The sequence below is a fragment of the Viridibacillus sp. NPDC093762 genome (assembly GCF_050279675.1).
In the GTDB taxonomy this organism is placed as follows: domain Bacteria; phylum Bacillota; class Bacilli; order Bacillales_A; family Planococcaceae; genus Viridibacillus.
This window is the reverse complement of sequence record NZ_JBNNUK010000008.1, coordinates 133,156-147,445: the sequence shown is the minus strand read 5'-3', so window position 1 is coordinate 147,445 and position 14,290 is coordinate 133,156. Positions and strand designations below refer to the sequence as shown.

At 35.5% G+C, this 14,290-nt stretch carries 11 protein-coding genes; 7 read left to right on the top strand and 4 right to left on the bottom strand.

Annotation, left to right across the window (positions count from 1 at the left end):
* Positions 1 to 60 precede the first annotated feature (60 nt).
* Together putP and ACQKM9_RS12255 are read right to left on the bottom strand one after the other, a co-directional pair.
* A complete protein-coding gene (putP, locus tag ACQKM9_RS12260) occupies positions 61 to 1,548 on the bottom strand; it encodes a sodium/proline symporter PutP (protein WP_427734639.1) in 1,488 nt (495 codons plus the stop codon).
* A 179-nt stretch (positions 1,549 to 1,727) separates the two neighbouring features.
* Positions 1,728 to 3,359, bottom strand: a complete 1,632-nt coding sequence (locus ACQKM9_RS12255; RefSeq protein ID WP_427734619.1) for an AMP-binding protein — start codon at positions 3,357 to 3,359, stop codon at positions 1,728 to 1,730.
* Positions 3,360 to 3,871: 512 nt separating this feature from the next.
* On the opposite strand from ACQKM9_RS12255, the gene nhaC reads away from it, so the two are divergent.
* The 5 genes from nhaC (at position 3,872) to ACQKM9_RS12230 (ending at position 10,604) form a co-directional block, all read left to right on the top strand.
* Positions 3,872 to 5,257: a Na+/H+ antiporter NhaC gene (gene nhaC, locus ACQKM9_RS12250; protein WP_427734618.1), complete on the top strand. Its 1,386-nt coding sequence runs from the start codon at positions 3,872 to 3,874 to the stop codon at positions 5,255 to 5,257.
* An 84-nt stretch (positions 5,258 to 5,341) separates the two neighbouring features.
* Complete coding sequence (locus ACQKM9_RS12245) at positions 5,342 to 6,502, top strand: class I SAM-dependent methyltransferase (RefSeq protein WP_427734617.1); 1,161 nt, start codon at positions 5,342 to 5,344, stop codon at positions 6,500 to 6,502.
* A 233-nt stretch (positions 6,503 to 6,735) separates the two neighbouring features.
* Positions 6,736 to 7,608 carry an iron uptake system protein EfeO gene (gene efeO, locus ACQKM9_RS12240; protein ID WP_427734616.1) on the top strand — a complete coding sequence of 291 codons (873 nt, stop codon included), beginning with the start codon at positions 6,736 to 6,738 and terminating at the stop codon, positions 7,606 to 7,608.
* Between the two features lie 7 nt (positions 7,609 to 7,615).
* On the top strand, positions 7,616 to 8,893 hold the full coding sequence (gene efeB, locus ACQKM9_RS12235) for an iron uptake transporter deferrochelatase/peroxidase subunit (RefSeq protein ID WP_427734615.1): 1,278 nt from the start codon (positions 7,616 to 7,618) through the stop codon (positions 8,891 to 8,893).
* Positions 8,868 to 10,604, top strand: coding sequence for an FTR1 family iron permease (locus ACQKM9_RS12230; protein WP_427734614.1), 1,737 nt, complete (start codon positions 8,868 to 8,870; stop codon positions 10,602 to 10,604). The genes efeB and ACQKM9_RS12230 overlap by 26 nt, the downstream gene beginning before the upstream one ends.
* 49 nt (positions 10,605 to 10,653) lie before the next feature.
* On the opposite strand, the gene ACQKM9_RS12225 is transcribed toward ACQKM9_RS12230, so the two are convergent.
* On the bottom strand, positions 10,654 to 11,991 hold the full coding sequence (locus ACQKM9_RS12225; protein WP_427734613.1) for an ABC transporter permease: 1,338 nt from the start codon (positions 11,989 to 11,991) through the stop codon (positions 10,654 to 10,656).
* Between the two features lies 1 nt (position 11,992).
* Complete coding sequence (locus ACQKM9_RS12220; RefSeq protein WP_427734612.1) at positions 11,993 to 12,679, bottom strand: ABC transporter ATP-binding protein; 687 nt, start codon at positions 12,677 to 12,679, stop codon at positions 11,993 to 11,995.
* 220 nt (positions 12,680 to 12,899) lie between these two features.
* Here ACQKM9_RS12220 and ACQKM9_RS12215 point away from each other — a divergent pair, with 220 nt between their 5' ends.
* Positions 12,900 to 13,397, top strand: coding sequence for an RNA polymerase sigma factor (locus ACQKM9_RS12215; protein ID WP_427734611.1), 498 nt, complete (start codon positions 12,900 to 12,902; stop codon positions 13,395 to 13,397).
* On the top strand, positions 13,394 to 14,284 hold the full coding sequence (locus tag ACQKM9_RS12210; protein WP_427734610.1) for an RsiV family protein: 891 nt from the start codon (positions 13,394 to 13,396) through the stop codon (positions 14,282 to 14,284). The genes ACQKM9_RS12215 and ACQKM9_RS12210 overlap by 4 nt, the downstream gene beginning before the upstream one ends.
* Positions 14,285 to 14,290: the final 6 nt, after the last annotated feature.

Below are 14,290 nucleotides of genomic sequence, written 5' to 3'. Positions count from 1 at the left end.
ATATAGAAAAGTCCGTAGCTGTATGTATGCAAGCATAGCCAACTACGGACACAAGAATGATTAGCCTTCTTGTTCTTCTTTCAATAACTCTATTGTTCTATCAAACTCTTCTTCAATTTCTTTATTTGGTTTATACGTTAATAAACTAACAACAACCGCTACGAGTAGACAGATAATAAATCCTGGTACAATCTCGTACATAGCCGCGTGAAGCTTATCATTTGAGCCCCAAACGTATGTTGTCACTGCGCCGGTTACCATACCTGCTAGAGCACCCCAGTTTGTGATCTTCCTCCAATATAATGTCAATAAAATAATAGGGCCAAATGCCGCGCCAAAGCCAGCCCAAGCGAAGGATACTAAATCCAAAATTTTGTTATCCTGTTTCCAAGCTAAAGCCATAGCTAAAATAGATACTAAAAGTACAGCTACACGTCCTAAAAACACATATTGTTTATCTGAAGCATTTGATTTAAATACAGCTTTATAAATGTCTTCCACTAATGCAGATGATGTTACGATTAATTGAGATGAAATAGTACTCATAATTGCCGCTAAAATAGCTGCAAGCATAATCCCCGCAATGAATGGGTGGAATAAAATTTGCCCTAAAGCAATAAATACTGTTTCAGGATTCTTTAATACTCCAGCATTTTGTTGGTAATAGGCAACACCAACAAGCGCTGTTGCAATAGCACCAAATAAACTTAGTAACATCCAGCTTATTCCGATTCTACGAGCTTGTTTTGTTTCCTTCACACTCTTAATAGCCATAAAACGAACAATAATATGCGGCTGACCAAAATAACCTAGCCCCCATGCCACAGTAGAAATAATTCCTGTAATCGTTGTACCAGCAAATAAACTTAATAATTTCGGATCAACTTCTTTAATGGAATCTACAGTTTCTCCAAATCCGCCTGTTAAGAATAAACCGAAAATCGGAACAATTATAAGTGCTAAAAACATCACTAATCCTTGAATAAAGTCTGTATAACTAACAGCTAAAAATCCTCCAAATAATGTATATGCAATTACAACACCAGATGAAATTAATAGCCCCGTATGATAATCATATCCAAACGAACTCTCGAAAAATACTCCACCAGCAACCATGCCCGAAGAAACGTAGAAAGTAAAGAACACAAGAATTATTAAACCTGAAGCAATGCGAAGTAACTTCGTATTATCTCTTAAGCGGTTATCTAAATAGCTTGGAATTGTAATTGAGTTGTTTGATACTTGTGTGTACATACGTAAACGTGGTGCCACAAACACCCAGTTTAAATATGCTCCTACAGTTAAACCAACGGCAATCCATGCTTCTATTAATCCACTTGCGTAAATTGCACCTGGTAGCCCCATTAATAACCAACCTGACATATCTGCTGCTCCGGCACTTAACGCCGTAACTGCAGGTCCTAATGAGCGACCACCGAGCATATAATCTGTCAAATTAGTCGTACGCCTAAATGCATACCAGCCAATTACTAACATCGCAATCATATAAATAACGATTGCAATGAGTTGATACATGTTATCAGACATGATAAATCTCACTCTTCCCTTCACCTATACGATATAGCCATTTTATCATGACTTTCCTAGCATAAGTAAGTAGAGTAGTGTATTTATTCATTACGTGTCAACAATTCTCATCTATAAAATCATTAAAAGTAAAATCAGGTTATACAATACTTCAGCATATAATCTGTGCTCATAAAAACTCACTTCACTAGGTGTGATTGTGATAATTCTCTTAATCTAAACTTCTGAATTTTTCCTGATGCTGTCATTGGATATTCATCTGTAAACTGAATATACTTCGGAATTTTATGATAGGATATCTTCCCTTTACAATATGCTCTAAGCTCTTCTTCCGTGACAGATGCCCCTTCTTTTAATATGACCCAAGCCATTAGTTCTTCTCCGTATTTTTCATCCGGTACTCCGACAACCTGAACATCTTGAATTTGTGGATGCTCATATAAAAACTCCTCCACCTCACGCGGATAAATATTTTCACCGCCACGAATCACCATGTCTTTAATCCTCCCCGTAATGTCGATATAACCATCGTTATCCATAACTGCGATATCCCCTGTATGAAGCCAACCTTCATGATCGATTGCAGCATGCGTAGCTTCCGGATTATTATAGTAACCCTTCATAATTAAATAACCACGCGCACATAATTCACCTGGTGTACCAATTTGAGCTTCACCCCCAGTCACTGAATCAATAATCTTTACCTCTACATTCGGATGAGGCTTACCAACTGTGGATACACGCCTTTCAATCGAATCATCCGTGCTTGTTTGTGTAATAACTGGTGAAGATTCTGTCTGACCATAGCAAATCGTAATTTCACGAGCACCCATATCGTTAATGACCTTTTTCATTACCTCGATTGGACAAATTGAACCCGCCATAATCCCTGTACGTAGTGAGGATAATTCAAACTTTCCAAAGTCAGGATGATTTAGTTCTGCGATGAACATTGTAGGTACCCCTTGTAAAGCTGTGCACTTTTCATCTTGGACGATTTGTAGCACTAACCCCGGTTCAAACTGTTCCAACACGACCATTGTGGCACCACGTAATACAGAAGCTAATGTACTCATCACACAACCAAAGCAGTGGAAGAATGGTACTGGGATGCACAAACGATCATGCTCCGTTAAGTGAATATACTCTCCAACTAGCTGAGCATTATTAATGACATTATTATGTGTTAACATGACTCCTTTTGGAAAACCTGTTGTTCCTGATGTGTATTGAATATTAATAACATCATCTGGATCCAGAGATTGAAAACGTTCTTCTAATTCTTCATCCGTCACTTGCTCCGCAAATTCTACAAGTTCACTCCATTTATAAATACCCGGATAATCATTTTCACTCATAACTATCACACGTTTGAATTGTGGTAATTTTCCTGATTGAATATACCCTTTTTGGGAGTTCATTAGTTCCGGACATATCTTTTGGATGATATTAATATAAGAAGTACCTTTAAATTCTTCCCCTAGAATTAATGTTGTTGAGTCCGATTGCTGTAGCAAATATTCAAGTTCTTTTTCTTGATAATTTGTGTTTACTGTTACAAGAACAGCTCCCATCTTCCCTGATGCAAACTGACTAAGTAGCCATTCCCTCTTATTATCCGACCAAATGGCAATATGCTCCCCTTTTGCGATACCCATGCCGATAAATGCCTTCGCTAATTCGTCCGTCTCTTGATTAAATTCCTCATAAGTTTTTCTTACATTATTTTCTGGATACACATATGCTTCGTTATTCGGAAACGCTTCCGCTGTGCTTCGTAAAACTTCTCCAACAGTCTTATGTAATAACATAAAACATGCCCCCTTTGTTCGAAGTAATATCTTAAGTTATTTTATCACAAAATTCTGATTAATTAACTTGCAAAATGGTAAAGTTTATTAGTTATTATTATTTTTTCCAACACGGTATAGTTTATGTATACCTCGAAATACACTATCAACAGACTTTCTTTTTTATAAAGATATAAAAATACTGTCTCAAATAATATATTTAAGTCAAATCTATTGACTATATACTTAAACGTGGTAGAATTTTTATTAACTTCAATGCGTTGAAGCGACAAAGTGAACATTACGAGTGATGGACATAGTAGGTATTTTACAGACAGCAATTAGAGACTAAGTAATTGGTGCAAACTTAGGTCTGTATTATAGATGAATTACACCATTAGATATTCGTTATAAATGAAGTGGTTGGATTCTATTATTCAACAATTAGGGTGGTACCGCGGAGTTCTCCTTCGTCCCTTTTTATAGGGATAGAAGGATTTTTTTATGCCATTTTAATATATAGGAGGATTTCCATGTTTCGTATTCAATCTAAAATTACACCATCTTTTTTTGAGTCATTACTTCTTGTAGGCATCATTATTGCTACTATGGGGATTAGTATTGCTAAATTTGATGCAGTACCACATATACCAATTATTATGAGTATATTATTATTACTTTTTTATGGCTTAACCAAAAAAGTCCCTTATAAACAACTAGAAGATGGTCTAGTTGAAGGCTCTAGAGCTGGGTTAAGCGCTATTTTCATCTTCTTCTTTATCGGTATTTTAATTAGTAGTTGGATGATGGGTGGCACCATCCCGACAATGATTTACTTAGGCTTCCAAACAATTACACCACATTTCTTTTATGCTGTTGTATTTCTTGTTACTTGTATTGTAGGACTTGCAGTAGGTAGCTCACTTACAACTACTGCTACAGTCGGTGTAGCATTTATCGGCATGGCTAGCGCAATGGATATTTCATTAGCAATCACTGCCGGCGCTATCGTTTCAGGTGCTTTTTTTGGCGATAAAATGTCACCTCTATCTGATACGACAAATCTCTCATCTGCCATTGTTGGCGTAGATTTATTTGAACATATTAAAAATATGGGATGGACAACAATCCCGGCATTTTTTATCTCATTAGTTGTTTATGGTGCAATTTCGCCGAATAAAGAATTACAACACGCAGACAAAATTGATGCATTTCAAAACGGTCTGTTACAAACAGGTATGGTGCATTGGTATACACTAATCCCTTTAGTTATTCTTATCATTCTAACTTTGAAAAAAACACCCGCTATTTTAACATTAGCAGTTAGCTCTATCTCAGCTATTATCGTTGCATACTTCCATACGCAATTTGGAATTAGTGAAGTAATGGACATTTTATTTAATGGTTTCAAATCTACTACAGGTATAGAAGATATTGATTCCCTACTTTCACGCGGCGGTATTAATAGCATGATGTTCACAATCGGACTTGTCCTTTTAGCACTTAGCATGGGTGGCTTATTATTCACGCTTGGTATCGTGCAAGCACTATTATCAAAAGTAGAAAGCCTCTTTAAAAGTACTGGATCTGTTATAACAGGTGCAGCAGTTACAGCGATTGGAATTAACACATTAATCGGTGAGCAATACTTATCTATTCTATTAACAGGTGAAGCATTCCAAGCACAGTTCAAAAAGGTTGGCTTGAAAAGTAAAAACCTTGCACGTGTAATGGAAGATGCAGGTACCGTTGTAAACCCACTCGTTCCTTGGAGTGTATGTGGTATTTTCATCACCAATGTATTAGGTGTTTCAACTTGGGATTACTTGCCATTTACCTTCTTCTGTTTGTTATCACCCATCTTAACAATTCTATTTGGCTGGACAGGCAAAACACTTTCATATATTGATGAAAAATAATTGCTCAACTTCTTTTATTCTTTGATAGGGGCGAATTATGGTACACTAATGCCAACTATTAAACAATAAAGAAGGCGAGTAACAATGGATTATCAAGAAATGACACAAGCGTTATTGCAACGATTGTTAAATAAAGAATTAGTAACTGCTACAATTAGCCAACCACGTACAAAATCAAATGAAATTAAACGTATTAAATTAAAGCCAATTGAACTAAAAGGTATTTACCATATTCAACTTGAATATCAATATGAACGTATTTTAAAGCACGAAAATATACCGTTATCTTCTATTGAAATGACGGTTAATGAGCTATTTGAGCAATTCCGTCAGTTCCATGGAGAATTCACTAGTGAGAATATACAAATCCAACTATCCAAGAAAAACAAAGTACTTTGGAAAGTTAAACAAACAACAAATAAAACGGTCGACCTTTCACATAATCGCAAAAAAAATTACTTGTTAGATCCTGACACTGTTTATCCATTCCTTATCCGCCTAGGGGTGCAAACTGATGATGGTAAAGTAAAAAAACAAAAATACGATAAATTCAAACAGATAAATCGCTTTATCGAATTTATCCATGATTCACTTGACTATCTACCGAAAGACCGTACCATTCGTATACTCGATTTCGGTTCAGGTAAATCCTATTTAACTTTCGCACTTTATCATTATTTAAAAATTGAGCAAGGCTTGGATATTCGTGTAACAGGTTTAGATTTAAAGAAGGAAGTCATTGAGCATTGTGACCAAATCGCCAAGGATCTAGAATATGACCAACTTGAATTTTTGGTAGGTGACATTAATGACTATAATGATGAAACAGCTGTCGATATGGTCGTTACTTTACACGCATGTGATGTTGCTACAGATATGGCATTAGCTCGCGCAGTAAAATGGGGAGCGAAAGTAATTTTGAGTGTTCCTTGCTGTCAACATGAATTAAATACTCAAATTCAATCTTCACCACTCGATATTATGCTTCAACATGGTTTAGTAAAAGAGCGATTTGCTGCATTAGCTACAGACTCTATTCGAGCTGAGATTTTAACACTTGTTGGTTACGAAACACAGCTGCTAGAATTTATCGATATGGAGAATACACCGAAGAATATTTTAATTCGAGCTTACTTCACAGGTAAAAAACCAACAGTTACTCAAAAAGAAGGTTATGATGCATTTACTAATTTTTTATCCGCAAAGCCTTTTTTAGAAAAAGAATTAAAGGAATATCTCAGCTAATGATTTCTCCTATACCAATATTTGGTGTAGGAGATATTTTTCTAATCAGGTATATTGTAAGAAGGACAGTGGAGAAAAATCATATCACTCCCCTTATAAATGGTACACTTTTACTTAGAAAGGAATTCAATTCCATTTCATTGAATTTTTTGTCTTGTAAAGCATTGACTTTTCACTGATAATGATTATCATTATTGTAGGTATAAAATCGATTCGAAGAAAGTAGGATATCAATGAAATCAAATTCAAAATCATTATTAGCCATTTTATTAGCAGGAAGCGTTATCGTAACAGGGTGCAATAGCTCAGATGAGGAATCTACTGTTAAGAAATCATCAACTGAAACAACAACTAAAGATACAGCAGCAATTGACTTACAGACTGAAGTAGATGCATATAAAGAATTCGCTCTTAATCAAATGGACCAATTCACAACTGAAACGGAAAAATTCGTTACTGCTGTAAAAGCTGGCGATATTGAAAAAGCAAAAGCCATCTACCCAAATGCTCGTATGTTTTTTGAACGTTCTGAACCAATCGCTGAAAGCTTCGGTGATCTTGACCCTCGTATTGATGCTCGTTTAGCTGATTTAGAAGAAGAAGGTCAAGGAAAAGAAGATTGGAGTGGCTACCACAAAATTGAATTTGGATTATGGGAAGAAAATACAACAAAAGGCTATGAAAAAACAGCTGATCAATTACTTAAAGATGCAAAAGAATTACGTGCGCGAGTAGAAACAGTTGAAGTAACTCCTGATTTAATGATGACCGGAGCTATAGACTTATTGAACGAAGTTTCTACATCTAAAATTTCAGGTGAAGAAGAAATCTTTTCTCATACTGACTTATATGACTTCAAAGCTAATGTTGAAGGTGCCGAAAAAATCTTTACTATTTTAGAAAATAAAATCGAAGCAAAAGACCCTGAATTGGCTAAAAACCTAAATGAAAAATTCAAAGCAGTTAATGATCTGCTAGCTAAATACGAAACTAAAGATGGTTACGTTTCTTACACTGAGCTTACAAAAGACGATACAAAAGCTCTAGCTGAAGCAGTAAACCATCTTGGAGAACCACTAAGCCAAATGGGAACCATATTGGAGTGAGATTACAATGACTGAAACAAAAGACGAAAAAATCTTAGATAAAAAAATATCACGTAGAAAGATGTTGAAATTAACTGGTCTTGGAGCTGCTGGTGTAGCAATTGGCGCAACAGGTCTTGGGGGTGTCATCAAAACCTTTGGTATGGATTTCTTAGATGACGATTCAACAGCTACCAATAAGGTAAGTTTCTACGATAAGCATCAATCTGGAATCGCAACAGATGTACAAACAAATATCTATTTCGCCTCTTTAAACGTTTTAGTTACTTCTAAACAAGAATTGCAAGAGTTGTTCAAAATGTGGACACCTCTTGCTGTACGTTTGATGAACGGTGAAATAATTGGCGATTCAACAGCTAATGGCATGGTTCCTCCAAAAGATACTGGGGAAGCCAAAGGACTTGATGCAGCTAACTTAAGTATTACCTTCGGAGTTGGACCATCTCTTTTTGATAGAGAAGAATTCGGACTAGCTTCTAAAAAACCAAACGAATTAAAAGACTTACCTCACTTTCCAAAAGACCAGTTAGATGCTGCCTATACAGGTGGGGATATTTGCATTCAAGCATGTGCTGATGATCCACAAGTTGCATTCCACGCTGTGCGTAATCTAGTACGTGCGGCTTCTGGTAAAGTATCATTGAAATGGTCACAAGCTGGTTTTAATGCATTTCCTATTTCAAAAGGAAAAAAACAAACTCCGCGTAATCTATTTGCATTTAAGGATGGAACAGAAAATCCGATCACTTCTAGTAATAAAGATATGGATAAAGTGGTTTGGGTACAATCTGGTGAATCTAAAGGTTGGATGACTGGCGGTTCTTATTTAGTTGCCCGTCGTATTCAGTTACATTTAGAAACTTGGGACCGTACTTCTCTAAAAGAACAAGAGAATACATTTGGGCGACACCGTGATAGTGGAGCTCCAATCGGTAAAAAAGATGAGTTTGAAAAGATGGATATCCATCGAAAAGATGACAAAGGAAATTATATTGTCCCTGAAACTTCACATGTCTTCCTGGCGAAATCTGTCGATGCACGAATTCTTCGTCGCTCGTATTCGTACTCATCTGGCGTAATGGATGCTACAGGCTCATATGATGCAGGATTACTATTTGTTTCATTCCAAAAAAATCCTGAACAATTCATTAAAATTCAAAATAGTCTAGGCCGACTAGACAAAATGAACGAATATATTACCCATCGAGGCAGTGCCTTATTCGCTTGCTTCCCTGGTATACAAAAAGGGAGTTATATCGGTGAAGCACTTTTTAAAACGCTGTAGTCAAATTGCCGTTATTCTTGGAGTAATCATCTTAACATCATTACATTCTGTAAATGCTGCTACATCCTATAGTCATTTATATATTTCTATTAGTGATGCCATTATGAACTCTAAGCAGGATCAAGATAAAGAAGCAATCGATGCTATTAAAACTTTCCAGTCTGATTGGAAAAAAGCTGATGTTAAATCATCCGATGAAACAAAGGCAATCGAATCTTCATTAGATGAAGCTTTAAATGCCTCATCTAATGAAGATCGCCTTATTGCACTTACAAAGCTATCAAAAGCTTTAACAGCTTTAGAGAAAGCAGAAAATCCTGTAGACGAAATGGCAGAACGTGCTGGATTTTTAAAAACGATTACTCCTGCATTGAACTCGCTAGGTCAAACCATACAAACTGGTGACATAGAGAAAATTGAAGTGCAGTACAAACAGTTCAATACTTTTTGGAAAAGAACTGAACGCCCAGTCCGAGAGCATGATATTGCAGCATACGGACAAATAGAAACGCAAATGTCCTTTATGAGAATGACACTTGCAGACGACAATCCTAATATCGATTCATTAAAAGATCAATTCGACTCATTAAAACAAGCAATAGATAACTTTGCAGCCGGGAAAAAAACAGCTACTCAATCTAATACCTACTCCCTGCAAACATTATTAGATCTAATTGACGAGGCAAAAGATCAAATTGATGATGAAGAATACTCTAAAGCATCGGCAACTATAAAAAAATTCATCACTACATGGCCTAATGTTGAAGGGGATATTCGCACTAAAAACGCAAGCCTATATACGAAAATCGAAAGTGATATGCCTATCATCGCCAGCAATTTAATGAAAGATTCTAAAGATGTTAAGGACATCACATCTCAGTTAAACAACTTTAAACAGCAAATCCAGCTTATCCAAGGAGATCAGAATTATAGCTTCTGGGATGCTGCATTAATCCTTTTACGTGAAGGTCTAGAAGCTTTATTAATCATTATTGCACTTGTGGCTTTCTTAAAAAAATCTGGCCAAACACATATGGAAAGATGGATTTATATTGGGGCTGGCATTGGTATTGGTTTAAGTGCTGTAGCAGCAATTTTAATGTCAACATTATTTAACTCAACAACTATTAATACGAGCCGTGAAATGCTAGAAGGTTATATCGGGCTTGCAGCTGCTGCAATGATGATTGGTGTTGGTGTATGGATGCACAGCAAGTCCAATATCAAATCATGGAATAATTACATTGAAAAACAAATGAATCATGCGATGTCTAAACAAAGTGTATGGGCAATGGCCTTTATCAGCTTTTTATCTGTTTTCCGTGAAGGTGCTGAAACACTTATATTCTACGCTGGGATTGCACCTAAAATGTCGACTTTCGACTTCACTTTAGGGATTGGCATTGCACTTGCTATTTTAATTGTTGTAGCCATCGTATTACTGCGAGCAAGTGGTAAAATCCCAATCCACTACTTATTTGCTGTCGCAACCGTTTTAATCTATATATTAGCATTTAAAATTATCGGTGTTAGTATTCATACATTGCAGTTAACAAATGTGCTACCAACAACCATTATTAGTAATCTGCCTGTATGGGCCCCAATCGGTTTCTACCCTACAATCGAAACAATTATTGGACAAGTGATATTAATTGTTCTAGTAATTATTACTTTCTTCTACAAACGACATAACGAAAGAGTAGCTGGATGAAACTATCAAAAAGAGCGATTAGCCTAACGGCTGATCGCTCTTTTTATATTTATAATTCCTGTCTCAAAGCTTGGATGACATCAATTTTTGTTGCCTTACGTGCAGGTCTCCATCCTGAAAGTAATGCTACTCCAATACTAATCACTGAAGCTACAAGTATGAGTTGCCATGGAATATGTGAGAACACAATATCCGCTTCTTGGAATTGATTCGAATCAGTAGCCATATCGATAATAATCGGTAATAGCCAGTTCGATAAGAAACTAATGCCATATGAAATAACAATTGCAATCACTGTTCCAATAATACCAATCCAAGCACTTTCCATTAAGAATAATCGCTGAATCAATTTTGGACTTGCTCCAATCGCTTTCATAACGCCAATTTCACGTGTGCGTTCAGTTACTGCCATTGTCATTGTATTGAAAATGCCAATAGAAGCGATTAAAACCGCAATCGTCCCTACAAAGATTAAACCTACTTTAAATGCTAAGAATATAACATTTATTTCATCCAGCTGCTCAGTAACAGAGTAAACACTTAAACCTTTATCCTTCAGCTTGGTTATTACACCTTTTACTGCTTCTAAATTCGTCGCATGTACTTTTATCTCCGGATAGAACATATCTTTTTCAGATTTAATGTCTTTCGAATCTTTTACAGATGCCTTATAAATATTATAAAACTCGCCTTTTAGTTCATTACTAAATAGTATCGTATTTTGAATAAGCCAATCTTTTGCCGGTTTTTCTGATACACCAACCACTTTGAATGTTAACTCTTTATTAATCGCCTTATCATTATCAAAATCTTGTAGTTTTACTGAAATTGTTTTACCTACTAGCGATTCCTTGTAACCAAATTTCTTTGCTTGCTCAGTAGCAGTTGTGTCATTTTCTGCAGATTCCTCATTTAACTTTTCCTGCTCTTTCAAATCTGCTTTCGATAATAAATTCTCTGCAAAATGATAACCTACTACAATTTCATCTGCATTTTGAGGTAGACGACCTTCAGATAATTTACTCCCGATCTTTTCTTCGTTATCAAAATCAGTCATGTTTACTTGTACGCTATTTGTACGTTCCTCAAATTTTACGTTAGCCATTAAATTAGCATTTGTTTTTTCAATTACAGCCCTGACATTGTCCATTTTTCTAATGGCATCTACATCGATTTTCTTTTGAGGATCTCCGTATACTTCAATTTCAGTCACTGTTTGATCTGTTAAGATTTCTCTTTCTATTGACCCTTGTAAACCAAAACCGATGGATGCTAATACAATTAAAAACGCACATCCCATAGTAGTTGCTAAAACAGTTGTAAACACACGTAGCCTATTTTTCTTTAAATGTTGTCTAACAAAATCTACTTGATCCTTAAATAACATATTACAATACCTCCTTCACTAATTCGCCATCGTGCATTCTGAATTTGCGATGTGCAATATTAGCCACTTCTTCATCATGTGTAATAATGACAAACGTTAAATTCAACGCTTTGTTAAGGCTTTGAATAAGGAGTAAAATATCTTGCTCTGTTTCCGAATCTAAGCTTCCTGTAGGCTCGTCCGCTAATAATATAGGGGGATTAGTTACCAATGCACGAGCAATACTAACACGTTGTTGCTGTCCACCTGATAATTCATTTGGATAATGATCTGAAACGTTCTCAAGTCCAACTTGTTGTAATAGTTCTTTCACCTTAACTTTACGCTTTGCCGACGGGATACCTTTAATTTTCAGCGGTAATTCAATATTTTCAAATGCTGTTAAACCAGGCATCAATTGAAAATTTTGAAAGATAAAACCGAAATTTTCTAAACGAAACTGTGCATGAGTAATCTCACTCATAGATGTTGTTTCTTGACCGTTGATAACGATTGACCCATGCTCAGGTGTCATAAAACCAGCGATAGTATTTAGCAAAGTCGATTTACCAGATCCACTCTTACCAACAATAGAAACTATTTCTCCTTTTGCCACATCGAATGATAGATCCTTCAACACAGGTACTTTCTTTTCTTTTCCTTTTTTTCCTATAGCAAATGTATGACTCACATTTTTTATTTCTATCAATTTATTTAAGCCCCTCTCCACTTACTTACTGAAATTAAGTATACACGTAGATTCTTAAGGAAAAAGAAGGGTAAAGATGAAGAATTTCTTAAGATTAGATATAGTGGCGTTAAGGTTTTCAATTAAATTTTGATAGATGCAAACTTTTTGAGATACTTCCAAGTCAAAATATTGTAGTGTTTTCGCGATACGCTATATTTGTGAAGGAGTTTAACTGGTCATGACAAAAGAGGAAAAATACAAGCTTGTAGAAGCATTTATCATAGAAAATCAGCATTTATATTATCGGCTAGCATTTAGCTATATCAAAAATAAAGTAGATGCACTAGATATCGTACAGGAGAGCATTGTCAAAGCACTCAAATCAATCGACTATATAGAGCAAATTGAATATATTAAAACATGGTTTTACCGTATTTTAATCAATACATCTATCGATTATTTAAAAAGAAATAAACGAACAATTGCCTCTCCAGATGAAATTATAGATTTTCATTTACCCATCCAAGAAAATAATTTACATGATTTAGATTTATATGACGCCATTGATCATTTACCCATTACTTACAAAACCATTATCATCTTGCGCTTCTTCGAGGATATGAAAATCGATGATATTGCCGAAATGCTCGGGGAAAATAGCAACACAATTAAAACAAGGCTTTATGCCGCATTGCGTAAGCTACGCATAGAAATGAAAGAGGATGTGGAATCATGAGTAAAATTGACGACGCCAAAAAAAGATTCGACAATATTGAAATTCCTGATGAACTAAATTTTGTTGTCCAAAAAGCAATAAAGGAAGCTAATCCAATGAAAAACAATAACCGAAAAAAAATGAACCCTTTTAAAATTTTTGGACTAGGGGCCGCAGCTGCTGCAATATTATTTGCAGGTAGTGTAAACATAAGTCCAGCCTTTGCACAATCAATGTCTAACATTCCTGTCTTAAATTCAATTGTCCAAGTTATCACTATTCATGAAATAGCTGATGGTAACGACAATTCGCAAGCCAACATTTCAACTCCTCAAATTACGGGTCTTGAGAACAAAGAATTGGAAGCAACATTGAATTCAAAATACGAGCATGAAAATGCTAAGCTATTTGCTCAGTTCCAAAAGAAAATGGCCAAAATTGAAGAACGAGGCGGAGGACACTTAGGGGTAGACGTCGGCTATAAAGTATTAACAGATACAGAAGATTTACTTTCAATTAGTCGTTATACAGTAGAAACACAAGCTTCAAGCTATGAGACAATTCACAACGATACAATAGACAAAAAGAATGAATTACTCATTACTTTACCAAGTCTATTCAAAGATAATGCCTATATCGAAACCATCTCAAATTATATTAAAGATGAAATGCGTAAACAAATGGCTGCTGATGTTGAGAAAATCTACCTAATTGTAGGAGAATCAGATGCAAACGATGGCTTTGACAAAATTAAAGCAGATCAAAACTTCACTATTACGGAGAATAATGAGCTTATCATCTACTTTGATCAATATGAGGTGGCACCAGGCTATATGGGTGCTGTAAAATTCAAAATCCCAACAAATATTATACAAAAAGACCTTGTAAGTAATCACTATATTAAATAATAATAA